Source organism: Vibrio sp. HS-50-1, assembly GCF_024747315.1.
In the GTDB taxonomy this organism is placed as follows: Bacteria; Pseudomonadota; Gammaproteobacteria; order Enterobacterales; family Vibrionaceae; genus Vibrio; species Vibrio diabolicus.
Genome location: NZ_JAMPZF010000001.1, coordinates 25,646 through 51,276 on the forward strand (window position 1 = coordinate 25,646; position 25,631 = coordinate 51,276).

At 44.6% G+C, this 25,631-nt stretch carries 22 protein-coding genes; 5 read left to right on the forward strand and 17 right to left on the reverse strand.

The window, feature by feature from the left end:
• The first annotated feature begins 118 nt into the window (after nucleotides 1-118).
• Nucleotides 119-1,309 carry an amino acid aminotransferase gene (locus tag NDJ01_RS00120; RefSeq protein ID WP_258586045.1) on the forward strand — a complete coding sequence of 397 codons (1,191 nt, stop codon included), beginning with the start codon at nucleotides 119-121 and terminating at the stop codon, nucleotides 1,307-1,309.
• 82 nt (nucleotides 1,310-1,391) lie between these two features.
• Here the strand turns inward: NDJ01_RS00120 and NDJ01_RS00125 are convergent, their stop codons facing one another.
• A complete protein-coding gene (locus NDJ01_RS00125) occupies nucleotides 1,392-2,033 on the reverse strand; it encodes a porin family protein (RefSeq protein ID WP_258586046.1) in 642 nt (213 codons plus the stop codon).
• Nucleotides 2,034-2,351: 318 nt separating this feature from the next.
• On the opposite strand from NDJ01_RS00125, the gene NDJ01_RS00130 reads away from it, so the two are divergent.
• The gene (locus NDJ01_RS00130) at nucleotides 2,352-4,241 is read left to right on the forward strand and encodes a DUF294 nucleotidyltransferase-like domain-containing protein (protein ID WP_005396868.1); all 1,890 of its coding nucleotides are present in this window, start codon (nucleotides 2,352-2,354) and stop codon (nucleotides 4,239-4,241) included.
• An 8-nt stretch (nucleotides 4,242-4,249) separates the two neighbouring features.
• Nucleotides 4,250-4,969: a 3'-5' exonuclease gene (locus NDJ01_RS00135; protein WP_080936826.1), complete on the forward strand. Its 720-nt coding sequence runs from the start codon at nucleotides 4,250-4,252 to the stop codon at nucleotides 4,967-4,969.
• 70 nt (nucleotides 4,970-5,039) lie between these two features.
• Here NDJ01_RS00135 and NDJ01_RS00140 read toward each other — a convergent pair whose 3' ends face one another.
• Nucleotides 5,040-6,923, reverse strand: a complete 1,884-nt coding sequence (locus tag NDJ01_RS00140) for a methyl-accepting chemotaxis protein (RefSeq protein WP_012841645.1) — start codon at nucleotides 6,921-6,923, stop codon at nucleotides 5,040-5,042.
• Nucleotides 6,924-7,153: 230 nt separating this feature from the next.
• Nucleotides 7,154-8,725 (reverse strand): BCCT family transporter, encoded by a 1,572-nt coding sequence (locus NDJ01_RS00145; RefSeq protein WP_005394723.1) that lies wholly within the window; start codon nucleotides 8,723-8,725, stop codon nucleotides 7,154-7,156.
• A gap of 387 nt (nucleotides 8,726-9,112) precedes the next feature.
• Between NDJ01_RS00145 and NDJ01_RS00150 the strand changes: the two genes are divergently transcribed.
• Nucleotides 9,113-9,589, forward strand: coding sequence for a MarR family winged helix-turn-helix transcriptional regulator (locus NDJ01_RS00150; protein ID WP_031780419.1), 477 nt, complete (start codon nucleotides 9,113-9,115; stop codon nucleotides 9,587-9,589).
• 40 nt (nucleotides 9,590-9,629) lie between these two features.
• Here the strand turns inward: NDJ01_RS00150 and NDJ01_RS00155 are convergent, their stop codons facing one another.
• The 6 genes from NDJ01_RS00155 to NDJ01_RS00180 form a co-directional block, all read right to left on the reverse strand.
• The gene (locus NDJ01_RS00155; RefSeq protein ID WP_257888995.1) at nucleotides 9,630-10,268 is read right to left on the reverse strand and encodes a response regulator transcription factor; all 639 of its coding nucleotides are present in this window, start codon (nucleotides 10,266-10,268) and stop codon (nucleotides 9,630-9,632) included.
• Entirely contained in the window at nucleotides 10,261-11,616 is a 1,356-nt protein-coding gene (locus tag NDJ01_RS00160) for a cache domain-containing protein (protein ID WP_005394729.1), read from the reverse strand. Before NDJ01_RS00160 ends, NDJ01_RS00155 begins: the two co-directional genes overlap by 8 nt.
• A 151-nt stretch (nucleotides 11,617-11,767) precedes the next feature.
• Nucleotides 11,768-13,054 carry a TRAP transporter large permease subunit gene (locus tag NDJ01_RS00165; protein ID WP_170891591.1) on the reverse strand — a complete coding sequence of 429 codons (1,287 nt, stop codon included), beginning with the start codon at nucleotides 13,052-13,054 and terminating at the stop codon, nucleotides 11,768-11,770.
• Nucleotides 13,055-13,066: 12 nt separating this feature from the next.
• Nucleotides 13,067-13,606 carry a TRAP transporter small permease subunit gene (locus tag NDJ01_RS00170; RefSeq protein WP_047009966.1) on the reverse strand — a complete coding sequence of 180 codons (540 nt, stop codon included), beginning with the start codon at nucleotides 13,604-13,606 and terminating at the stop codon, nucleotides 13,067-13,069.
• Between the two features lie 115 nt (nucleotides 13,607-13,721).
• Nucleotides 13,722-14,813: a TRAP transporter substrate-binding protein gene (locus NDJ01_RS00175; protein ID WP_005394734.1), complete on the reverse strand. Its 1,092-nt coding sequence runs from the start codon at nucleotides 14,811-14,813 to the stop codon at nucleotides 13,722-13,724.
• A gap of 414 nt (nucleotides 14,814-15,227) precedes the next feature.
• A complete protein-coding gene (locus tag NDJ01_RS00180) occupies nucleotides 15,228-15,632 on the reverse strand; it encodes a hypothetical protein (RefSeq protein ID WP_005394736.1) in 405 nt (134 codons plus the stop codon).
• A 273-nt stretch (nucleotides 15,633-15,905) separates the two neighbouring features.
• Here NDJ01_RS00180 and NDJ01_RS00185 point away from each other — a divergent pair, with 273 nt between their 5' ends.
• The gene (locus NDJ01_RS00185) at nucleotides 15,906-16,571 is read left to right on the forward strand and encodes a DUF2982 domain-containing protein (RefSeq protein ID WP_012841641.1); all 666 of its coding nucleotides are present in this window, start codon (nucleotides 15,906-15,908) and stop codon (nucleotides 16,569-16,571) included.
• A gap of 18 nt (nucleotides 16,572-16,589) precedes the next feature.
• Here the strand turns inward: NDJ01_RS00185 and NDJ01_RS00190 are convergent, their stop codons facing one another.
• From NDJ01_RS00190 to ribA, 8 genes are all read right to left on the reverse strand, one after another.
• Nucleotides 16,590-17,246 (reverse strand): MBL fold metallo-hydrolase, encoded by a 657-nt coding sequence (locus NDJ01_RS00190; RefSeq protein ID WP_258586047.1) that lies wholly within the window; start codon nucleotides 17,244-17,246, stop codon nucleotides 16,590-16,592.
• Between the two features lie 95 nt (nucleotides 17,247-17,341).
• Complete coding sequence (locus NDJ01_RS00195) at nucleotides 17,342-17,890, reverse strand: DUF882 domain-containing protein (RefSeq protein ID WP_048625700.1); 549 nt, start codon at nucleotides 17,888-17,890, stop codon at nucleotides 17,342-17,344.
• Between the two features lie 166 nt (nucleotides 17,891-18,056).
• Nucleotides 18,057-19,598: a murein L,D-transpeptidase gene (locus tag NDJ01_RS00200; RefSeq protein ID WP_258586048.1), complete on the reverse strand. Its 1,542-nt coding sequence runs from the start codon at nucleotides 19,596-19,598 to the stop codon at nucleotides 18,057-18,059.
• 141 nt (nucleotides 19,599-19,739) lie between these two features.
• Entirely contained in the window at nucleotides 19,740-20,822 is a 1,083-nt protein-coding gene (locus NDJ01_RS00205; RefSeq protein WP_258586049.1) for a DUF1513 domain-containing protein, read from the reverse strand.
• On the reverse strand, nucleotides 20,803-21,840 hold the full coding sequence (locus NDJ01_RS00210; RefSeq protein ID WP_074191508.1) for an imelysin family protein: 1,038 nt from the start codon (nucleotides 21,838-21,840) through the stop codon (nucleotides 20,803-20,805). The genes NDJ01_RS00205 and NDJ01_RS00210 overlap by 20 nt, the downstream gene beginning before the upstream one ends.
• A gap of 10 nt (nucleotides 21,841-21,850) precedes the next feature.
• Nucleotides 21,851-23,233, reverse strand: coding sequence for a di-heme oxidoredictase family protein (locus NDJ01_RS00215; RefSeq protein ID WP_258586050.1), 1,383 nt, complete (start codon nucleotides 23,231-23,233; stop codon nucleotides 21,851-21,853).
• Nucleotides 23,234-23,330: 97 nt separating this feature from the next.
• Entirely contained in the window at nucleotides 23,331-24,593 is a 1,263-nt protein-coding gene (locus tag NDJ01_RS00220; protein WP_258586051.1) for an imelysin family protein, read from the reverse strand.
• A gap of 176 nt (nucleotides 24,594-24,769) precedes the next feature.
• Entirely contained in the window at nucleotides 24,770-25,426 is a 657-nt protein-coding gene (gene ribA / locus NDJ01_RS00225; protein ID WP_005394759.1) for a GTP cyclohydrolase II, read from the reverse strand.
• Nucleotides 25,427-25,631 lie beyond the last annotated feature (205 nt).

Sequence of the window (25,631 nt, forward strand, 5' to 3'; positions counted from 1 at the left end):
TTAGAATTCTGTTTCAAATCGCAACTTTTTTAGGTTTTCTTTTCAGTAACGGTTGTAACCAATATTGCTGAAAGGTATAAATGTTAGCACACCCCTTCGATTAACATGGATGAAGATTATGTTTGAAAAAGTAGTTGCCGCTCCGGCTGACCCTATTCTTGGCCTTACTGAAGAGTTTAAAAAAGATACTCGCGAAGACAAAATTAACCTTGGCGTAGGTATTTACAAAAACGAGCAAGGCGAAACCCCCGTTCTTGCAACAGTAAAGAAAGCTGAAGCAGCACTTGTTGAAACTGAAAAAACCAAATCTTACCTAACTATCGAAGGCACAGCTGAGTACGGCATTGCAGTACAAAAACTGCTTTTCGGCTCTAATGCAGAAATTGTAAACGAAAAACGCGCTAAAACAGCTCAAGCTCCAGGTGGTACTGGTGCATTACGTGTTGCTGGTGAGTTCATTAAACGCCAACTTGGCGATGTAAAAATCTGGATCAGCAATCCTACTTGGGCAAACCACAACGGCGTATTTACTGCCGCTGGTATCGAAACGGCACAATACAGCTACTACAACGCTGAAACAAAAGACAAAGACTTCGATGCAATGCTAAACGATCTGCAATCTGCATCTGAAGGTGACATCGTGCTTCTACACGGCTGCTGCCACAACCCTACAGGTATCGACCCAACTGCTGAAGAATGGGAAACATTGGCGAAACTAGTCGCAGAGAAGAAATTGCTTCCTCTATTTGACTTCGCATACCAAGGCTTTGCTAAAGGCGTGGAAGAGGATGCTGCAGGTCTTCGTACTTTTGCTAAGTACAACAAAGAAATCCTAGTCGCGAGCTCGTTCTCGAAAAACTTTGGCCTATACAACGAACGCGTTGGTGCCTTCACGTTAGTAGCAGAATCAGAAGAAGTCGCAACAACCGCATTTTCGCAAGTTAAAGCCATTATTCGCTCTATCTACTCTAACCCACCTGCGCACGGCAGCGCGGTCGTGACTCACATTCTTGGCAACGCCGAAATGCGTGCGGAGTGGGAAGCTGAAGTAGCAGAAATGCGTGACCGTATCCAAGACATGCGTGAACTATTTGTAGCGACACTAAAATCAGAAGGTGTGGACGCAGACTTTAGCTTCATCGAACGTCAAAATGGTATGTTCTCTTTCTCTGGCCTATCTAAAGAGCAAGTAAACCGTCTGAAAGAAGAGTTCGGTATTTACATCGTCGGTTCAGGCCGAATCAGTGTTGCTGGTATGACGAAGTCAAATATGGGCCCTCTGTGTAAAGGCATTGCAGCGGTTTTATAATCGATAGTCGCATACTTTATTAAAAGGAAAGGTCAGCATAAGCTGACCTTTTTTATTTATTGCCAATAAATGAACCAGTCCGCTAGTAGACAAACTTCAAACTCAGTCCCACTTCATTGACATAATCAGAGCTCTCACCGCTGTAATCGGTATCTCTAAACTGATAAAAAAGACCGGTACCAATAACATCATGCCATTGGTAGTTAAAACCTATCTTAAAATTGTTCTCATCGACGATATCACTGCGGTTAACTTCCACCTCGGCCGTCGCAATAAGTTGTTCACTGAATAAGTAATTCACCCCAACGGTGACGGCTTGAAGCAATTCGCTATCTGAAGATAACGTATTATCCGTTTTGTCGTCCGTCGCTTTCGCTTTGATTGCACCTATTCCATATTTACCGTAGATATCGAATTGATCCGTAATCCCATAACGATAACCACCACCAAACAACAAACGGTCAATGCGAAGAGTAAAGTCGTCCGGATGGAAAAACTGCGCCGAGTAATCGACATTAAACAACCAGTTCTCAGTAAATAAGTAATTACCACCGAGTCCAATTGTGGTCGCGTTCGAATTATCTAACCACTCTTCATTTGTGGTTCCGGCACCCACATCCAGGTGAATGTGTTCATACCCAAATTTTTCTGCTTGGTCCATGACCGCTGCGCTAGTTACTGCTGGCAAAGCAGCTAAAGACACAAGCAATAAACTTCTCACCATTCGACTTCCTTTCATGAGAATTATTTAAACACTGCCCCCAAATCACCTTGAGTGGCTTAGTTCAACAAAAATAACTTAGTTTACAGACGCGGTAACGATTTGAAATCTGCTATGCCTCTAAATCAAGCATTGGCCCAAAATATATCGACCACCTCCGCTCACCTTTTAAGTGACTATATAGTAGTAGAAATGCCGATTCCTTATCGTGCGATATGTCAGAATCTTATGACTGAGCACGAAAATCAAGGTTCAGATAAGACTCTGTTTTAAAACTAAGTTAAGATTACTTTATTATTTGCGAACTAAAAGGCACCTTCGATGGATGCAGAACTTCTCGAGATTTATAACTTTCTCGCCAAGTACCCCCCGTTCAATGAACTCCCTGAAGAAACACTAAACAAGGTGACAGAGAGCGTCGAGATCTCGTACTACCGAGAAGATACCCCAATCATCCATTTTGGAGACTATATCCAAGATCTCTACGTGGTGCGAAGCGGGGTCGTAGAAGTTTATCGACGCAAAGGAGAGCTTTATAACCGTCTTGATGAAGGTGACCTATTTGGCCAGATGGGAATGCTAACCAACAACAAAGTACGCTTTCCGGTAAAAGCCATTGAAGATACTCTGCTCTACTGTATTCCTGGTGACGTTTTCCAAGAGATATACGACAACTTTGATTCCTTTGCAGACTTTGTCGAAGTGGAAAATAGTGCTCGTTTACGCCAAGCCATTTCAGAAAACAAAGATGCCAATGACCTGACGACATCGAAAGTGAAAACCTTGCTGACTGGCGATGCTCATACGATTGATCGTGGTCAAACAATCCAGCAAGCCGCGCAGCAGATGGCGAATGACAACGTATCTGCTCTACTTATCGTCGATCCAGATTTCGTTCGTGACGAAGATGACCCACAGTCTCCGGTACTTGGTATTATTACTGACCGTGACTTGTGTACCCGTGTGTTAGCCGAAGGCTTGTCTCCACAGGACGATGTATCAAGTGTGATGACCACTGAAGTCATGTCTCTTGATCACAATGCCTACATCTATGAAGCAATGTTAACCATGCTGCGTTACAACGTGCACCATCTGCCTGTGGTTAAAAACCAATTGCCTATTGGTATTATCGAAACAACCGACATTGTTCGTTATGAATCACAAAACTCGCTCTTATTGGTGAGCAGCATTTTCCAACAACAGACCATCGAAGATTTGGCAGTTGTTGCTGAAGAAGTAAAAAGCAGCTTTGTACGCCTGGTCAACGAAGATGCCAACTCACACATGGTGGGCAGTGCGATGTCCGTGATTGGTCGAAGCTTCAAACAGCGTCTGTTAGAAATGGCCGAAGAAGAGCTTGGCCCACCACCAATTCCTTATTGTTTCCTTGCACTTGGCTCAATGGGACGTGATGAGCAACTGTTGGTGACTGACCAAGATAACGCCATCATTCTAGATGAGACCTACCAAGAAGAGAAACATGGCAAGTACTTCGAAGCTTTAGCGAAATACGTCAGTGATGGATTAGATGCCTGTGGCTACAAGTATTGTACGGGCGATATTATGGCAACCAACCCATTATGGCGCATGACTCGTTCAGAGTGGGAAGAGTGCTTCGCTGACTGGATTGATAACCCGAACCCGAAAGCGCTACTCAACGCGTCTATCTTTTTCGATTTGGATGGCGTTTACGGTCGCTTAAAATGGGCAGAACAATTAACCAGCTTTATTGTTCGTCGTGCGCGTAAAAACAATCGCTTCTTAGCCTGTCTGGCTCGTAACGCACTTAACCGAACGCCGCCACTTGGCTTCTTTAAAGACTTTGTGATGGAGAAAGATGGCAGACACAACAACTCCATCAACCTCAAACGTCGTGGTACGGCTCCTCTGGTCGACTTAATTCGCGTTCACTCTCTGGCGGTTGGCTCACGCGCACAGAACTCGTTTGAGCGTCTCGACGACATCATTGATGCTGGCATTTTGCCAAAAGGTCGTGCACAAGACTTAAAAGACGCACTAGAGTTTATTTCCATGGTGCGTATTCGTCACCAAGCGACGGACGTGGAATTAGGCATTGACCCAGATAACAATATCGAACCAGAAAATCTCTCTGAATTTGAACGTCGCAACCTAAAAGATGCTTTCCAAATCCTAAGCAATGGTCAGAACTTCCTTAAATTCCGCTACCAAGCGAATAAGAGCTTTAAGTGAGGTTGAACATGATCAAAAAGCTCTTTCAGAAGCCAACCATTCAGTGGCCAACGAAATTTGAACAAAAGTTGGAGATGGCTAAAGATGAGAATTTAATTGCGTTTTATAGCAATAAACCACCGGCACCAGAGACCCCCCTGTCTGAGGTGGAGTTCGTCGCGCTAGATTTCGAAACGACGGGGTTGAACCCCGAAAAACATGACATCATTACCATTGGTTTAGTGCCGTTTAACTTGAAGCGGATTTTTTTGCGCAATTCGCGTCATTGGAAAGTTCGCCCGCAGCGAGCACTCGATGAAGACTCGGTAATCATACATGGTATTACTCACAGTGAATTGATCGATGCACCTGACTTGGGTGACATCTTAAGCGAGCTACTACCATGCTTAAGCGGAAAAATCATTGTTGTGCATTATCGTCGTATCGAGAGAGAATTTCTGGATAAAGCACTCAAAAGCCGATTAGGGGAAGGAATTGAGTTTCCAGTGATAGATACGCTGCATCTTGAAGAAACCATTCAACAGAAACGCTCTGGCTCACTCTGGGAGCGTTTAAAAGGGAAAAAGCCAGAATCGGTTCGGCTAGCGCAATCTCGACGCCGTTATGGTCTGCCAGACTATACCCCTCACCATGCATTAACCGATGCAATTGCTACGGCAGAACTGCTACAAGCGCAAATCGCCCATCATTATAGCGAAGACCAACCGATCAGTGAGTTCTGGCTATAACGTCTTGCTAGCTTAATAAGCGATCAAAAAAGGAGCCAAATGGCTCCTTTTTATTTAGGTCGGTATCCGATTACAGCTTAAAGCGTTGAATCTCTTGCTCTAATTCGTGTGAAAGCTCAGATAGGTGGGCAGCTTGTTCTGCTGCTTGATGAGCTTCTACCGACAGCTCGTTAGAAACGTCACGAATGCCTTCAGTATTACGAGTGATCTCGGTTGTTACCGATGCTTGCTCTTCTGCCGCCGATGCAATCTGCGTTGCCATGTCACTGATGCGCTCAACAGCAGTATGGATTTGCGTCAAGCTCGCTGCAGCCGCGTTTGCATCATCAACACTGGTGTCAGCCAGACGACGGCTATCACCCATGATGCCAACCGCTTTCGCTGTTGTGCCCTGTAACATCTCGATAGTTTCTTGAATCTCTTGCGTTGAAGCATGAGTGCGTTGGCTCAATACGCGAACTTCATCCGCAACCACAGCAAAGCCACGGCCTTGTTCACCTGCACGTGCTGCTTCAATTGCCGCGTTAAGTGCAAGTAGGTTAGTTTGCTCAGCAATACCTTGAATCGTTGATAGAATCGTATTGATGCTATTTCCGTGTGCTTCTAGCTCTTGAATCACATCAGTGGCAACTTGAACTTCTTGCGCCAAGTTCTGGATAGAACCTTGCGTCTGAGTCACTTGGCTAGAACCGTGTGAACAAGCTTGAACCGCTTCCTCTGAGTTACTTGCCGTGCTATCTGCATTACCTGCAATTTCTTGTGTCGCTGCAGCCATTTCGTTCACAGCCGTCGCCACCATGTTGATTTCATCTTGCTGGTAAGAGATACGCTGACTACGCTCTTCAGCTTGCTGTGCCGTCGTGCGTGCTTGCTCTGAAAGCGCAGATGATACGTGGCTAAGCTTGGTCACCATCGTGTGCATGTTGCCAACAAAGCGGTTGAAGTTTTCAGCCAGTTTACCTACTTCATCATCACTGCGTGGTTCTAGTCGTTGCGTTAAGTCACCTTCACCAGATGCAATTTCCTCAAGTGCATTTGATACGCGGCTCAAGTCACGGAACAAGAAACCAACCAACCAAGATACCGCAAGAATAACCACAATGGTGATCATCACTGCAGTGATCAATAGGTCACGTAGCAATACCGCATGCCCTGCTTCTTCCGTTGCGCGATCCATTTCAATCGCGAACATCCAATGCGTGCCAGGGACTTTATTAAAGTAGTAAAGCTTCTCTTTGCCTTTGATTACTGTATCTTCGATACGACCTTCATCTGCAGCGCGCTCGATTGCCTCTTCTGAAAAGTCTTTTAGAACACTGGTGATAGGCTTAAGCGTTAAGCTTTTATCTGGATGCGCTAGGAACGTACCTTCATTCATATCGATTAACATCGCATGCGCATTTTCACCTGCATCTAGGTTAATCACGTCGCTGATAAGCTGATCGATCAGTACATCTGCACCAACAACACCAACAAACTGACCATTTTTCATTACTGGCTCAGCAATGGTTACAAGCAGCGCGTTAGTGATTGCATCTTGATATGCAGCTGTGATGATCTGCTTACCTGCGGCGTTAGCATCTTTGTACCAAGGGCGAGTACGAGGGTCGTAATCAGCACGGTTACGCTCAGGGTGAGAGCGATACATATCACCGTTTGGTGTACCAAGGAAGATGTCATCAAAGCCACCAGCCTTGCGAGCTTGTTGTAGGAAAGGGACAACGTCTTGCTCTGTCGAGTAATCGTTGAATGCGGTAGCAATATCTTTACGGATATTGACCCAATCAGAAATTCCTTCTGACGCAGTAGTACTTAGACTTTGCGCACGTGAATAGACACCTGAACGAGTCTGATCAAATAATTGACCAGCCGACAACCAAGTAAGTGCTGTTGCCATCACAACAACAGCAGAGAGGCTTGCGCCAATAAGCTTTTGTTTTAATGATAATTTCATATTTATAGTTTTTGAGTTGGGAGAACAGTTAAGGTGTGTGAATATTACACACTTTTTCACGACTATTCACTAATTTTTAAAAAACAAAATAGCACATTAACTCTTTGTAAAATATGAACTTTCATGTGTCATTTTTTTGTCTCACCGTCATAAAAACCGCACAAAAAAAGCCAGCAAAATGCTGGCCTTTTGATTACTTGTTACTCAGACAGATTTATAAAATGCCTGAGTTATTGACGTTCTGTTCTCATACCCATCAATAAGCTCACACACATTGCAAGCAGAATGAAGGTAAACGGTAGTGCTGTAGAAATTGCACCTGCCTGAAGCGCTTGAACCGCTTCTGAGCCACCAATCCACAGTAGAGCAACCGCAATTGCACCTTCCATAAATGCCCAGAAAACACGTTGAAGTACAGGAGCGTCGACTTTACCGCCCGCTGTGATGCTGTCGATAACAAGTGAACCAGAGTCAGAAGACGTGATGAAGAACACAAGTACCAACACAACAGCAATGATTGAAAGCATGCTACCAAATGGAAGAACATCGAACATTTGGAACATAGCAAGTGAAACGTCAGTCAAACCATTCGTGCCCAACTCACCTACTTTATCAACAACTTGCTCGATCGCTAGACCACCAAATACTGACATCCAAACAACAGTAACAGCGGTTGGAACCAATAGAACGGCTGTAATGAATTCGCGAACGGTACGACCGCGAGAAACACGCGCAATGAACATACCTACGAATGGTGACCATGAAATCCACCAAGCCCAGTAGAATACTGTCCAGCCTTGGAACCATGCTTCATCTGTACGACCAAACGGGTTACTTAGCGGAATAATATTCTCTACGTATGCCATAAGTGTGGTTGGAATCGAACCTAGACTCGCCGCCCAACCGATAAGACCAACAAGAATCAGTAGCAAGAACGCCACAACCATGTTGATGTTACTAATGACCTTAACGCCACCATCAATACCACGTACGACTGAAACAACAGCAAGCAAAGTTACAACGGTAATGACAACGATTTGTAGGCCCAGGCCTGGCTCAACACCAAATACGTGATGAATACCACTTGCCGCTTGTTGTGCACCTAAGCCCAGTGACGTTGCAAGACCAAACAAGGTCGCAAGAACGGCCAAGATATCCACGATATGACCAGCCCAGCCCCACGCGCGATCACCCAGAAGTGGGTAGAAGATCGAGCGCATAGACAGCGGTAATCCTTTGTTGTAGGCAAAGAATGCTAAAGAAAGTGCTACAACACCGTAAATTGCCCATGGGTGAAGACCCCAGTGGAACATCGTCGCACCCAGTGCCAATCTCGCTGCTTCTGGTGTATTTGCTTCAACACCGAGTGGCGTTTCATACCAACCAGTGAAGTAAGCGACAGGTTCTGCGACACTCCAGAACATTAAACCGATACCCATACCAGCCGCAAATAGCATTGCAAGCCATGACATGAACGAGTAATCGGCAACAGCGTCTTTACCACCTAGGCGGATTTTACCCATTGGCGAAACGATAAGTGCCAAACAGAAAATAACGAAAATATTACCTGCAATAATGAACAACCAATCGAATGAACCAATGATCTTCCATTTCAGCCCATCAAGTGCCGTCTTTGCGGTATGTGCATCTAGAACTAATGCAGCGACAAGAAATAGCGCAATTAAACCTGCACTAATACCAAAAACTGGGTTATGAACATCAAAACCCCATTTTTGAACGTTGTCTTGACCTACCGTATAGTCGGTACTATCGATACTGTACTTATCTATACCCTTTGTCATCGTTCCTCTCTATTTTTGTACTGTTTTTACGTACCAAACAAAAAAATCTTTCGAACACGATACGTTTTACATTCCGTGAAGGCGCAAGATCCTATCATTTGACACGTTTTTGTCTATCTTTTTGCTATGAAAAAATCCAATAACTTACTTTTCACTCAGCAATTTCCGCCTTTAAAAGGATAAACCACTAGCGCAATAGTTAGACCACAAACATTTATTGCTATAATAATTTTAGGTCTTCTTATTTTGTCTACACGACGCGACAAAATGAAATTGGAGACACTACTTAAAATTGTAGTGGTAATTTTTGATTCCACCCCTTTAAATAAGGGCGCATTTAAGTTAGTGTCGCCTCGATAAATGTTCCCTACAGACTGGATGAATAAATTGGAAAAGTACGAAGAAGTATTGGTCTCGATTCGTCAGATCATCCGCGCTATTGATTTACATTCTAAAAAGCTGAGCAAAGAGTCTGGATTGACCGCTCCACAGTTGATTTTGATGCGTGCTATCAATGAGTTAGATAACGTAACGATTAAACAGTTGTCTAGCCACACTAACATGAGCCAAGCGACCGCAACGACCATTCTAGATAGACTAGAACGAGGCCAGTTTGTTGAGCGTCAACGCAGTGTTCAAGACAAGCGTAAAGTGCATGCTGTACTTACGAGCAAAGGCCAAGAAGCCTTAAAGCAAGCACCAACGCCATTGCAGGAACACTTCATTAATCGATTCCAAAAATTGGAAGAATGGGAGCAGTCTCTGCTGCTATCTTCCGTTCAGCGCATCTCAACAATGATGAATGCAGAGGATATCGATGTCGCTCCAATGCTAGAGCTTGGCAGCATTACAAAAGTCGATTAATTTCGCTCTCACGTGCTCGCTTTTTGCGGGCACTACTCTCCTACTCCGTTAACCCTGTTTCAAACGCATATTTCGCTAGCTCCGCCGTCGAATGTAAATCCAACTTGTGCTTAATGTTGTGGCGATGCGTCTCTACTGTTCGGTAGCTAATGTTAAGTAGTGTGGCTATTTTCTTACTGCTGTTTCCTTGAGCGACTAATTTAAGCACCGCCTCTTCCCTTCGGCTGAGTGGATTCGTTTTTTGAGTGGCTGGCACCACCTCTTGGGTAAAAAGCGTTTGTGTGACAGACTCGCAGAAATACGTTGAACCTTGATTTACCGTTTTTATTGCTTGCACCATTTTCTCGGCCGAGATTTCCTTGAGCATGTACCCTACTGCGCCAGCTTGCATGACTTTCATGATGTATTCGCGGTTATCATGCATGGTCAGCATAAGTATTTTGCTCTCTGGTCGCTCTTCTTTAATTACCCCAGTCGCTTCAATACCGTTCATTATCGGCATGCTAATGTCCATCAAGATAACATCAGGCTGAAGGTGCTTTGCGACTTCTATCGCTTCCAGCCCATTGCTTGCCGTACCGACCACTTCAATGTCAGACTCTAACTCCAAGCGAGCCATGAAGCCATCTAAGACCACTTGATGATCATCAACAATCACCACACTAATCGGTTTATCCATAAACTAATTCATCCAAATTAAGCAGCACGGTAATCTCTGTTCCTAAACCAAGCTCACTCATCAGTTCAAACTCACCACCAATGAACTCTACACGCTCTTGCATGTTCCTTAATCCAATCCCTTGTTGGTGCACTGCTTGGTTAACCACAAAGCCAACACCGTCGTCACGTATGAGTAATTGCAGCATATTGCCCATTTTTTGCAAAGTAACCGTCACTTTTTTCGCTCTTGCGTGTTTTTCGATGTTGTTCAAAGACTCTTGAGCAACACGATACAAGGTCGTCGCGACTTCCGACGTCAGTTTGTACTGCTGAGTATCAAAATTACTCTCGATATCAATCCCAGAGTGAGAGTGAAAGTCTTGCAGTAAAGTGGTCAGTGCCGCCTCTAAGCCGATATCATCGAGGGCGCTAGGGCGAAGTTGATGAGAAATATGCCTTACTTCATTTATCGCGGTGACCAATGAGCGTTGCGATTTATCTAAGTGGGATTTGAGTTTTTCGTCTTCCAGTCTATGACTCATTAAATCCAAATGACATTTACTAGAAACTAACAACTGGTTGATTCCATCATGCAACTCTCTCGCTAGATGCTTTTTCTCATCCTCTTGAAACATGACGGTTTTATGTGCCAACTCTTTAAGGTTTTTATCGGCAAGACGGTGTTCATGCAGATTGATCGCTAAAGTGAGAACGATAATTACAGCAACGGTCACCGCTAAGATCACGACGACCGAGAAAAAAGTCGTTTCAATATTTTTGTTCACCGCAGCGCGCATATTGGCGACTTCTTGGCTGACGTCCTCAATATAGAGCCCTGTCCCTATCATCCATTCCCACTTATCGAGCCATGCGGCGTAGCTAAGCTTTGGGACGACCTCACCCGTAGATGGCTTTTGCCACAGGTATTGATGAAACCCACCACCTGATTGAGCTTGATACAACAAAGCTTCAATTAGACGATCGCCATTCTCGTCTTCAAGATAGAGTAAGTTCTCCCCGACTAGCTCTGGAAGAACAGGATGTACAAGGTTGGTACCGTATTTATCGTAAGCGAAAAAGTAGCCGTCTGCTCCGTAGCTTAAACGGTTTAAAATCGCTTTCACGCGTGTTTTAGCAACGCTCTCTTCTAAGGTTGGATCGTTGTAGATATAAGAAATGGAGTCAAAGGCGACGTCGACCGTATCTTTCAACGCCGCCTCTTTTGATTGGATCAGGTTTTGATGAAAGATCTCTACCTCCCTTTTGCCAAGAGTCTTGGTTTGATAGATAGAAATCCAACTGATACTCGCTGACACCAATACCACGGGTATCAATGTCAGCAGAATTAACTTTGCTTTGAGAGGCATCCCTTTCCTCCATGAAACGCTGCTTTACAGCTCACTATCTTAGCAGCACAAATAACTCGACTTCGTCCGCCTAGACATAAATAGCAGCTTAACAACTTGTCTCAAAAGGTAAAAACTCTCAGTTCACAAAATCTCTTTTATTATCGAGTGATCAACTCATGCCATAAAAGCCTGGGAAAAACAGCAAAGAAGCCAACACGACAATTTGAATCGCGATAAACGGCATCACACCTTTGTAAATATCTCGCGTAGTGACACCTGCTGGTGCGACGCCTTTTAGATAGAACAAACTAAAACCAAATGGCGGTGTTAGGAATGATGTCTGTAAGTTCATTGCGATAAGAATCGCAAACCACGTCATGTTGATACCCATCAACTCAGCGACCGGCGCAATAATTGGCACGATGATAAAGCAGATTTCAACGAAGTCGATAAAGAAGCCTAAAATCAGAATCACCACCATGGTAATGATGAGGAAGCCCCACTTTTCTCCAGGCAATTCTAACATCCACTCTTCGACTAGATAATCACCGCCAGTGTAGGTAAATGCCATTGAGAAGGCGGTTGCACCTAGCAAAATAGCAAAGACCATTGCGGTTACTTTAACGGTTTCTTTCGATGCATCATAAATCATCGACCAACTAAACTGCTTATACAGTAACGACAGAACTATCGCACCAGCACCACCCAGAGCCGCTGACTCTGTTGGCGTTGCAATCCCTGCAAAGATGGAGCCCAATACCACAATGATCAGTGCTAGTGGCGGTAAAACGGCTTTCAGCGCGGTGAACACTTCTTGCTTTCGACTGATCGACTCATCGCGCTCTATCGACTGCGCTGCTTGAGGATTCAACTTCGCGTAAATAAGAATGTAGATAACATAGGCGCCGACGAGCGTGATACCGGGCCAGATTGCAGCTTGGAATAAGTCCCCGACCGGAACGCCGAGTACATCCCCTAACAAGATCAACACGATAGAAGGCGGGATAATTTGTCCCAAGGTACCAGACGCACAAATAGTCCCGCACGCCAAGCCTTTGTCGTAATTGTATTTAAGCATCACAGGAAGTGAGATCAACCCCATCGCAACAACCGATGCGCCGACTACGCCCGTTGACGCAGCAAGTAATGCGCCAACTAATACTGTCGAAATAGCAATACCACCACGGACGCCGCCGAACAGACGTCCCATTGACTCAAGCAGTTGCTCTGCAAGCTTCGTCTTCTGAAGTACTAGTCCCATGAAGACAAACAATGGTACGGCCATTAGCACCGTATTTTCCATAATGGATTGAATACGATATGGCATGAAAGCAAACATCTCGATGCCTTCAGCCCAAACACCAAAAATCAGTGCAATACCGCCAAAAGTAAAGGCAACGGGGAATCCTAATAAAAGCGCAAAGAGCGCGACAAAAAACATCACTATACCGATCATAATGACTTCCTTTTACGACTTACCGTTATTACCGGCATAGATAAGATGAGGGTTAACAATCTTGTTGATCGAATGCAGCAGCAGTCCAATGCCACTGACTGCCATAAAGAAAAATGACAGCGGAATCATCGCCTTGATGATCCAACGATATGGCAATCCGCCTGGGTCACCAGACGTCTCGCCTAGCGCGTAACTTTCTTTGGCGAAATCGACACCAAACCAAGCCACCAGTAGGCAAAAAGGGAATAAGAAAAATAGCGTGCCTATGATGTCGATGATGGATTGTGCTTTGTATGATAAGCGTTCATAGAAAATGTCAACGCGAACATGGCCACCAGACTTAATCGCGTAAGGCACACCAAGCAGAAATACGGCGGAGAATAGATGCCATTCCATTTCTTGGAATGCAATGGATACATCGTTGAATACATATCGCATCACAACGTCGTAAACCACATTCACCAACAACAAAATAAACAGGATGCTGGACAACCATCCGAGGAAATCGCTAAAGCGGTTAAATAATCGCTCAATATAAATAAGACTTCTCATTCCGAACTCCGTGGAACGTTTGGATACGCTCCGCTATGGTGCGGAGCATTCATTATGAAGTTTTCTTGGGCTTCGTTCGCAGGCTAAACATCTCGGCGTCGCCTGCGTCATAACGTTATTGTTGAGCTTGACTGTTTAAGTAAGCTCGGTGTGAAATGTCTGACCAAGGTCGAACTTGATTCATGTAGTTCGCTTGCGACTCTTGAATTTCTTTCGCCAAAGCATCTTTTTCTGCATGTTCTTTCAACAAACGATCGTTTGCTTCTCGCAACGCAGCTACTACTTCAGGCGGGAAGTCTTTGACTTCAACATTTGGGTATTCAGATTTGATAGATGCCCAGTTTTTGCCACTTTCGTGTTTCGATTGCGTGTACATATCGTAAGCGGCGGTTTTCATTGCTACTTGTAAAATCGCTTTTAGATCATCAGGTAGACGGTTCCAAGTACGCTTATTAACAAGGAACTGAAGCTCAGTTGCTGGCTCATGCCAACCTGTGTAGTAGTATGGCGCGATTTTGTGGAAGCCCATGCGCAAGTCCAATGATGGACCAACCCACTCCAAGGCATCAATTGTGCGACGCTCTAGAGAGGTATATAGCTCACCAGGGGCGATATTCGTTGGTTTTGCACCTAACTCTGCCAAAATCTCACCAGCAAAACCTGGGATACGCATTTTCAAACCCTGCAAATCCTCGACGGACTTGATCTCTTTCTGGAACCACCCGCCCATCTGAGTATCGGTATTACCGCCAGGGAAAGACATCAAATTATGTGGAGAGTACACCTTCTCCATCAGCTCCATACCACCGCCGTAGTAAAACCACGCATACTGCTCAGTTGGTAACATACCGAAAGGCATAGAAGTGAAGTAAAGTGTGTTTGGAACCTTGCCCTTCCAGTAGTAAGACGCCGAGTGGCCCATGTCGTATTGGCCAGACTTAACCATATCAAACACCCCAAAAGGCGCTTTGTGCTTGTTTGCGGAATCAATACGGATTTGCAGACGCCCGTTGGACATCTCCTCTGCCATTTTTGCCATGTTTTTTGTCGCATCACCAAAAATCGGGAAGTTAGGTCCCCAAGTTTCAGCAAGCTTTAAACGATAGACTTTTTCAGCAGCATTTGCAGAAGTCACAACGAATGTCATCGCGGCAACGACAGCGGTTGTTTTGAGCACTCGTTTTAAAGATTTTTGGATTAGACTCATCGTTCACGTCCTTTATCACCAAGGTTATTGTTGTCATCCATTTCATTAGGATTGGCTGTATTCGGTATAAAAGATGTAACAATGTTGTCGAATGCGAAATGGGCATGAACACGGAAGCGAGTAATTCATCAATAAGACATTAGCCTTAGGTATTACGTATAACTACGTAGGACAGTTGTTATACAACAAGTTTAACCATCATAAAATTAATGAGTTACTTTTCCCTTAACGATGTAAAAAGAAAAATGATACGTACGTACTTCTCTGCCAAAAAATTTACATAGTATTTAAGAAAATGTGACAAAGCACTTATTGGCAGCGTTAAAATCAATACCTAATGGATTACTTTCAATACGAAGATAAAAAAATACCCCGGCATTGGCCGAGGTATTCAATCTAGAACGGTAGCGGTAATTAAACTGCTTTGTAGATAACTTTGTTACCTGCTAACTGCTCTTTTTGAACTAGGTTTTCTTCAAGAAGCTTCTTCAGTGCGCCAGTAGCCCATGATGCCGCTTTAGTATCTTCTTGACCTGCAGCTAGACCAATGCCTTTAGGGTTAATACCTTCAGCATTTGCTACAACGATGTCTAATACTTGTTGTTGCTTAGGAGTAAGGGCAACATCAACTGTTTTCACTGCAGCTACTTTTTTCTCAGCTACTACTTTCTCCGCAACAGCTTTTTCAGCAACAGAAGGTGCTACTGCTTTTTCGGCAACAGGCTTCACTGCTTTAGGTGCTGCAGCTAAGTTTGCTACTGTCGCTTTAATGCGTTTTTGCAGTTTCATCTGCACTTTACGCTTATGAGCAAGTCTCATTGAATATTTCTCCAGTTCACTGCATCTCAGCAGGGATGAAAATTTGAAGCGCGTTTTATACCAAAATTCACAAGCAATTTGTAGGTTTTAGCGGCGAAACGCGATGAAAAATGCGCTCAAAGCATAGAACGTCTACTATTTAATCAGATATTTTATGAACGGATTTATTGAATACTGGGTATAAAAACAGAGGTTTCTTTTATTTCAAATGCAAGTCAATGCACATTTAGTCATCCACGCATTTTTGATCAAGTATTCGATGAGGTTATAAGCATGGAAACGCTGCACCTAACAAATTCACATTTCAAACCCGACTCCCCTATCAACAGAATACTTTTGTTGCTCGTTGCACTGATAACCCTGTTTTTGGTTGTCATTTCTCCGGGATGGAAGCAAGCCATGTTGTCGGTCATTTTGATGTCTGCAATTGTTGGTTTCGCCATCTTGATGATCAAAAAAAGCCAAGTCACTTTTACGCTGACAGCTTCTCACTTCCAACAACATCTTTTTAAAGGCGGATGGGTCGTCCGATGGCGAAATATTGAGTCAATAGGGATTTGTAGCTACCAGCAGGAAGGGTGGCATCAGCCGCTACCTTGGATTGGTATTCGTCTAAAACACTACTCACCTTATTTGGATTCGATCTGCCCTCGTATAGCGACAGAAATTCTCCTTAGCCAACGCGCACTACTTTATTTAGGTGCGAAGCAGAATCAGTGTGAAGAAAAGTTTGAAGATATGGTGCTTGATCCTAAGCCATACATAAACAGCAATGGGATTGAGTATAAAGGCTTACTGGCGATGCTCGCCAACCGTATGAAATATCAAAGAGGATTTTACGGCTACGATCTGTTTATATCAGCCAGTGACCTAGATCGTGAAGCAGAGGATTTTGTGGGACTGACTCGGCGATACTTAGCTGCCGCCGAGCCAGAATAATGCTTACTACACGCGCTTTTAGTAAAGCGGCATCTCGTCAGCAACGAACGGGTTAGTTTTACGTTCGTGACCGAAAGTCGATTGAGGGCCGTGACCAGGGACAAACGTGACATCATTGCCTAAAGGCCACAATTTCTCTTTGATAGAGCTAATCAAGGTATTGAAATCACCTTGTGGGAAGTCAGTTCGGCCAATGCTACCGTTAAACAATACGTCGCCCACAAACGCCAATCGCGCTTCTTCACTATAAAGAACAACGTGACCAGGGGTATGACCTGGTGTGTGGAATACCTTTAATACTTGATTACCAAATGTGACAGTGTCACCCTCATTTAACCATTGATGCGGTTCAAAGGCTTCAGTCAATGGGAAACCAAACATTTGGCTTTGCCCTTCTAGACCTTGTAGCCAAAAATTATCCGCTTTATGAGGACCAATGACCTCAGTACCACCAAGCATTGCAGCCAGCGGCTCTGTTCCGCCAACATGGTCTAGGTGACCATGGGTTAGCACCAAGTTGACGATCTCGATGCCAAGCTCTTTAATGAGCATAGCAAGTTGCTTTTCGTCACCGCCAGGGTCAATAACGATGCCTTTCATCGTTTCATCACACCACACGATAGAACAGTTTTGAGAAAAAGATGTCACTGGGACAACTTGGTATTTCAGAGCCATAGAAAACCTATTACCAAACAAATTTGCGTTAAAACTGGCGCAACTATGACACTAACCCCATGCGACTTCAAGACTTGCTGAGGCCTGCTATTGACTTACCAAGAGCGCACAGCACCTGTATCGATATGGACAAAGTTGCTACTTGGATAATACCCAACACCACCAGCTTTCAAGCTAATTGCTGCATCGCGTACAGTAGACAATTTAACTCCATCAAGACGGAAGTCTATTGCCTTACCTTCCATGTGAAGACTTTTCTTCGCCACTCCGCTAGCCCCTTTGCGCAGGGACGCATTGGTCAAAGGCGAACGGTACCCAGAAATTACAATGACTTCTGCATCTGTACCGATCAGCTTTTGAATCTGGCTGATTTGATCGAACAAGCGTCGATCCATCGGATGAACTTCGTTTCGACGGTGATCACGACAAAACTCATTCAGCTTTTTTAGTTCATCATCAAGATAGCGTCTACCATCGAAATAGCATGTTTCGAGGAGCTCTCCAGTATTAAGGTTGTTCATCGCCAACTCACGTGGCTCGTCAGGGAATGAAGCCCATGAAATCGATGGCAAAGCAGATGCCAATACTACGCCACCAGCGGTCATTTTAAGGAAATCTCGGCGGGAAAAATTACGACTTACCATTTCAAAAAACAATGCTCAACAACTAAACAAGTCGCGGACATTACCCAAACACATTTGTCACGTCAAACACATAAATCGCTCCACCCTAATTTTAAGATGTGGTGATTGACGCTTAATTATTGAGCAAACAGAAGATTCTTAGTTTTGTAAATTTTATTTAAAGATTTCAACTACGGTGATCGTATTTATAGATATCATCTCGGTAGTAAAGTGTTCCCTCTTCTAGCCATGCGGTTTGATAAATAATGTGCACTTGGATGCGTTCTCCTAAAGGAACCGACGTGTTAGAGCGACGCATACTTTCCCGTTTTTTCGCTAGGCGTTCTTCTAATCCCTGAGTTTTGAATAAGAGCTCCGCCAGTTGGTCGGCATGTTCAACGCGGACACACCCGGAACTGAATGCGCGTCTATCTCGTTCGAACAAGTTTTTACTTGGCGTATCATGCAAATAGATAGCTTGGGGGTTTGGCATATTAAACTTATACAATCCCAATGCATTGTGTAAGCCCGATGCCTGTCGCATACGATAAGGAAATGTTCTCGGATTCACCGTCGCCCAATTGATGGTTGTAGGGTCAATAATTTCGTTTGACGTCCAAGACCGGATGATTTGAATGTTATGGTTAATCAAATACATCGGATTACGTTTCACTTTAGGAATGATGTCTTTCACCATTATGGTCCATGGCACATTCCATGTGGGGTTGAGAATGACGGAGTCAAGCGTCCCCGACATGATTGGTGTTTTTCTTGAGGCTCTGCCAACCACAACTTTAGACTCGAACAACGGTTGACCATCGTGCCAATACGTTACTTCGTATCCAGGTACATTTACAAAGACAACATTATCTCTGTCTTTGGACCAAATCCTTGAACGTTCTGAGTTCAGCGCCAATAGATGCAATCGTTCTTGAGGAGAAAAGTTGATCCATCGAATGGTATTCGGGCCAATCACCCCATCCTCTTTCAAGCCATGAATACGCTGAAACTCTTTCACCGCTAACTCTAATTCTTCATCATACTGTTGGGTCGTGATATCTAAATACGATACATCTACACCAACCACTTCCATACGCTCAATCAGAAGCGGTTTATTTTCTAATTGGTCACCGACACGGACAAGGCCCGCTTGTTCATAGATTGGATATTGATACTGAGCGTGCTCGGATAAAGAGGAGTAAGCGGAATAAAAAGCTTCGTCCGTTTGTAAAGGAGAGCGAAGGCTTGCTAAGAATTGACCAAGTTTGCCAACCGTAATTTCGTTACTCAGTACGGACAAAGTATCGATGCTAGGAGCAGGTAAAATCACGTGGGCTTTGTTAGCAAATAACCAGTTGATACCTTCTTCAGGGAGCTGCTCGAGATAGCTGAGATACATCAACAGTGAATCTGTCATCACCAAATCAAAGTCGAGGTTATCTCCCTGCCATCGAACTTGGTTTATACGATGGAGTTGATTCTCGAATTCGTCCGTGACGCCTGCAAGAGCAACCAGGTTTACTTGAAAAAGAAACTGCTCAATATCGCTTTCATTTTCCCAGTTCAAACGGTAATTGGTACTTTGATAAAGCTGGTCAATCACCTCTGGATAATGGATCATTTTTTCGACAGACAGCTTTTGTACCGCTCCCTCTTGCTCTGTTTGTGCAGAAGCTTCGAGAGAAACGACGGTAGAAAAGCTGCAAAACGGCACCATAAGTGCCGTCATGATTAAAACCCTAGCAAACACTGAAACGATCCTTGCGCTACTTGCCATAATGAAAAGTATGGCAAATATCTCACAGCTTGCAGGTTTAAAATTAAGAATCTGATGTCGAAATTAACATCAAGTTTCTTTATCTATTTGGGTTCAAACAATCTTTGACCAATGGTTATCCCATTGAACACCACTAAAAGAAGCGCTTTTATGTGTCGTTGGCCTTTGCTCAATCACTTTGCCAGCACCAGAGCTGACCCTGAATTCCTTTCCATATGTCACCACTCCCGATGCATCTGGCAAAGCACTTAACTCAACCAACTTCCCTGTAGCTTTGGACCATATCCCATAACAACTGCCCGGAGGAGAAGTCGCAAGGATCCATTCATCCGTCGCCGCGATACTCGCGACATAGTGATTAAATCTCGCCCACTCTTCGGGTTCCGCATGCAAAGATTGCATCACGCCTCCACGAGTGTGCATCGCAAGTAAAGCTGGGTATTCATCCGGCTCTCCACGATATTGCTGACCACACAGTACCGTCTCTGCACCATCATGCGCTAAATGACGGATGCTCAACTTATGATCTGGTAAAGAGACTTGATCCAACAGCTCACCTTCTTGTGAAAGGTAACTCAGGCTTGGTCTCATGCTATCAAGATTGAGCGGTTCACGGCCGTTGGTGTGTACGCCACCGACGCCAATCGCTAATGCGCCATCAGGCATCATGATCACTTCATGAGGGCCAAGGCCAAAACCCGTTAACTCATCGATCTTTTCATATTGCTTTTGCACATCATAAACACCGATGATCCCACGGCTTGTGCCCCTTTCTCCTTCTGTCGCAAATAGCAACGTGCCGTCACGGGAGTAAACACCATGACCATAGAAATGGCGATCCGGTTTTGCTAGCTGCAGCTTGATCATCTGCTCAGAGCGATAATCAAACACCATGAAGAAAGTTCCTGGTCGACGACCAAAGACCACAGCGTGACCTTGTGGGTTGGTCGCCACACCATGACCACGCTCAGGAATCGGCAACGAAGATAGCGGCATACCATGCTCATCGGCCACTACCGCTGCGTATTTATCTCGGCCGATGATTGAGCAGCCAATCAACGCTGGTTGACGTGAACGTGTTGAAGCACAACCAAATGGCATCATAGGTGCGGCCGCGCCAAAGAGTGCGGCTTTCAGTAAGGTTCGGCGGGTTTGATCAGTCACCATCGGTTGCATTAAATCCTATAACCACGCCAAGCTCGATCGCCACCTCTTCATGGATCAAGTACTTCAATTGCTCTAGCTTATTGTATTGAGCGAGTACCATGCGGTAGCCTTCTTTACTTTGTAAAGCCGTGAACAAACTCTTATCTTCCGGCCATGTTTCCAACGCCATTTCAAACTGGTGAACAACACGGTCTGCGAGACCTGCATGGCCTTGCTCTCTTAGTAGAGTATCTAGACCATTACCGTTGGCAAGATACAGCGCTTCCATTGCTTCAAGGTTTGCTTTTAAGTTTGAAAGCGACGTCTCTGAACGCCAAGATTCAGAAAAGTAAGGACGAGGCTGACCAATTTTAGCTAACGGTCTGCTCAGCTTTTTCATGCTGTAGTCAAGCTGATTAGAGAGCAGCGAAATGTACTCGGATTTCCATTCCGTCATCTCTAACGACTTCCAAGGATTTTGTGCCCAAGAATCTGCGATGATCTGCGCTTTGTTCTCTAGGTTTTCAGCAATTGCAACACCTGTCGCACAGGTATTGCTGTTGCTAGATAAGGTCGACGCTTTATCGTAAAGCAGCCATTCTAGTGCACCTAGGCCTTGCACAGTAACACTTTGCGTGGAGATCTTTTCCGCACTCCAAACTTGGTCAGATTTCGTCAGCACAGACATTTTTCGGCCAGTGGTGTTCTTTTTATCTGGCCAAAACTGGACATTCCAACTTTGCTCCAACGCCGTAGCAGGGCCACGCTCTTGACCTTGTAATGCCATCCACGTCAGCATCGTTTGGTGCCATTGCTGTTTTACTTGCGCATCATCTTTCGTCTCTGATGAGCAGTAATCCGCGAAGCTTTGTTCAAGTTCTGTGGTTTGCGCTAAAAACGTCTGCGCAGATTGAAACTCAACTTCGTAGACCGCTTGAGAAATATGACTTGTACTCTCAGGCTTGGCAGAGCTCGAACCGACTGTCGATTGGCAACCAACCAAACTTAACGTTGCGGCAATCGCACTCACTAACAGTGTTTTTTTCATGGTTGCTTCCTTATAGAGAATTCAGAAACGCAATCAATGCGTCACGTTCTTTTTTATTCAGTGCTAAGACGTTTTGTTTCGCCGTTTCAGCTTCGCCGCCGTGCCACAGTACCGCTTCCATCAGATTACGGGCGCGGCCATCATGTAAGAAGTAAGTATGCCCGTTTACTTCTTCGGTATAACCAATGCCCCATAGGGGTGCCGTTCGCCATTCACGGCCGTTTGCTAAGTACTCAGGACGGTTATCGGCTAAACCTTCACCCATATCGTGCAGAAGCATGTCTGTATATGGATGGATAAGCTGCTCAGAAAGCGCTGGTAACTCTGGTCGCTTCGCCGTTTTGACACTGATCTTATGGCAGCTTTCACAGCCAGCTGCAGCAAAGATTTTCTGACCGAGTTTCACGCTAGGATCGTTCACATTTCGGCGAATAGGTACGGCTAAGTGCTGGCTGTAAAACTCAACGAAGTCGAGAATATTTTCACTCACTTCTGGTTTGCCGCCATTTGGCATGTCGTCACAAATACTTTGTTTCGAGGTACAGTTTTCATTGGGGAATAAATGGCTCGTCAGACCCACATCACCATTGAATGCTGCTGCATTTTGCTGCATTAACGTCGGTTGCCCGGCTTTCCAGCCAAAACGACCAATCGAGAAGTCGTCCTTCTCAATATCCCAAACCTTGTTTACTTTACCTGAGATACCGTCTTTATTTGCATCTTGTGCATCAGCCCATGCAAGTAGCGTTTCGTCAGGAATACTCTCTAACAAACCAAGGCCGATCATTGGCGGTGCAACACGCGCTGAAAATTCCGTATCAGGGTGCATATCGCCGTAACCTAGATCGGTAATATTCAAATGAGGTTTTCTTAGTGTCACCGTCGTGCCGTCTTTAAACTTCACTGGCACATCGGTGTACGTGATTTCGATTGTTCCTTCTGGCGTTTGATCTTGCAGGGCAAAGTCTTGGAGCTGGCCGCCATAAGTCGGCTCAGGTATAACGCCGTCTCTGATGTACGCTGTTTTTTGTTCTGACGTCATCGCAGGGATGCTCAAACGCACTAACATGGACACCGCATGCAAATCATTTTGCTCTGGAGGGTGACCACGACCATCTTTGATGTGGCAGTTTTGACAACCATTTGTATTGAAAAGAGGTCCCAAACCATCTCTGGCATCGGTAGACGCTGGCGCTTGTACCCAAGGGTTGCGGAAAAAACTATTGCCCACGCTAAAATCAAGACGTTTACTCATAGGAAGGTTCGCGGCAGGAAGAGAATACGCGTTGGCGCCTTCTTTTTTCACGCTCGTTTGTCCACCAGATTTCACATCATACGCGATAGCAGTAGAAGAAAAGATCACGGCCAAGGCCGAAATTAAGTAAGGCTTCATATCATTGCTCTAAAACACAACAAGAGGGGTGGGATAACAGCGAGTTAAAACGGTAAAGGGCTCAAACGAGCCCTTTCAATTATTTTTTGTACTTTGATTAAAACTCGTGGTCTGCAGTATCAGGGCTTAGGCTATCAATGCCAATGATACCCGCAGCACGTTCAATTGAACCGGTTTGAGCAACCAATGACATGATGGTGTCATTCACTAACGTGTTGCCTTGTGCATTACCCGCTGCAATTAACTGGTCGAAGTGTTGGTTGTTCTTCTCCGCAGACGTAACCAATTTACCAACTTGGTTACGCGTAACATCAAACTGCTTCTGGATCTCTTTAGCTGCTTGTTTGTCTTTTTGAGCCACTAGGTCAGCAATACTCGGACCAGAAAGCAATGTGCCGTCTTCACGCTTGTAAAGACCTGTGTAAACGTTATAGATGCCCTGCTCGTTGTAGTAATGAGAGTTGTGCGTATTGTCTGAGAAACAATCGTGCTCATCTTCTGTCGAGTTTGCTTCCAACGCCACCTTCATGCGCTCACCAGCAAGCTCACCCAAAGACAATGACCCCATACCGAACAACATTTTACGTAGACCATTATCCGCAGAATCATTAAGAAGCGTTTCACGGTAGTTGCCTTTCACTTCCGCAGACCACTGTTTTTCCATCCATTCAAGGTCTTGAACCAGTAGATCGGCTGCCGCTTTTAGGTACTCACCACGACGGTCACAGTGACCATTCGTACACTCAGAACCGACAACGAAGTCTGTGTAAGCGCGCTGACCTGCGCCTGCGTTTGTGCCGTTTAGGTCTTGACCCCAAAGTAAGAATTCAATCGCGTGGTAACCTGACGCAACGTTTGCCTCAGAACCACCTACTTCGTTGAGATCCGCTAGCAATTCTGGAGTAATTTTTGAAACGTCTAGTTTAGAAGCACCAATCTGTAAACTGGTGTTTGCGATGATGTTTGCAGCAGCGCCTTCGTTACCGAGTTCATATTGGTAATCTGTCGCTACGTAGTCAATTAGGCCTTCATCAAGTGGCCATGCATTTAACTGCCCTTCCCAGTCATCAACAATCGCGTTACCAAAACGGAATACTTCAGATTGTTGGTACGGAACGCGAGAGTCTAGCCACGCTTGTTTTACTTCTTCAAGCTTTTTCGCTGATGGCGATTTTAGGAATTCGTCGATTTTTACGTCGAGCGTTTTCGCCGTTGTCACTGAGTCAGCAAAGACTGCATGTGCAACGTCTGCATAATGTTCAACAACTTGTTGTTTCGTTACTTGGGCAGCAACGGTAGAACCACTGGCAATGAGGAGTGATGCAGCAATAGATTGGACTAAAACTGTTTTTGCATTCATCTGAAGCATCCTTGTTGAGCAATTTATTTGTTTTATTCGTAGTGCTAATTATTCTTATTTGCACTATTAGTCACGAGATAATACAAATTTACAATTTATTTTCAACTCTAGATACAAAAAAAGCCTCATCATTGTGAGGCTTTTAACATGCAAAACTGATAATTTAATAAATAAAATCAGAATTTTAGATTGTGCTTACCATGAGAAACTTTTGCTTTTAGGTAGCTTTCATTACCATCTTTAATATGTGCAGAGGTATTGACAACCTCAACAATCTCGATGCCGTATTCTGCTAATTCACGGATTTTCTTAGGGTTGTTGGTCACAAGGCGAATTTTACTTACACCTAATGCTTCGAGCATTTGCGCTGCTTCAGTGAAATCACGCAGGTCATCGTCAAAACCCAAATGGTTGTTTGCTTCATAGGTGTTCATACCTTGGCTTTGCAAACGGTACGCATCAATTTTGTTGTATAGACCAATACCACGACCTTCCTGACGTAGGTATAAAATAATACCGCCAGATTCGCCCATGCGTTGAATGGTTTCTTCTAATTGCTCGCCGCAATCACAGCGGGATGAGTGAAAAACATCACCAGTAAGACATTCTGAATGCATACGCACCAAAGGCGTTTCTTGCGTTTGATCCGCTTGCCTAAAGATAACTGCCACATGCTCTTTATCTGTCTTCAGGCCACGAAAAGACAGGATTTCAGCATCGATATTACTTTTAGCCCCGACTTTAAAATCTACTCTGGCACGTACTTCCGCCATATCTATACTCACTCGATTTATTGCTTGATGCGCTTGATGCGTTTTCGTTATTGCATTCATGGGATTCACTCATTGCTCTTCAACTATGGGGATTGATACCGCATTTTTCAATATAGAGATCACAATTGAGAGCAGTTATCCCCTAAAGACAGCCAAAGAGAACAACTCCCCCGCGCTGACGAATTGTTATAGTATAACAATTTTGAAAAACTACAATAAAAAACCCCAGACAAATTTTGTCTGGGGCTGATAATGAGTTGCATGT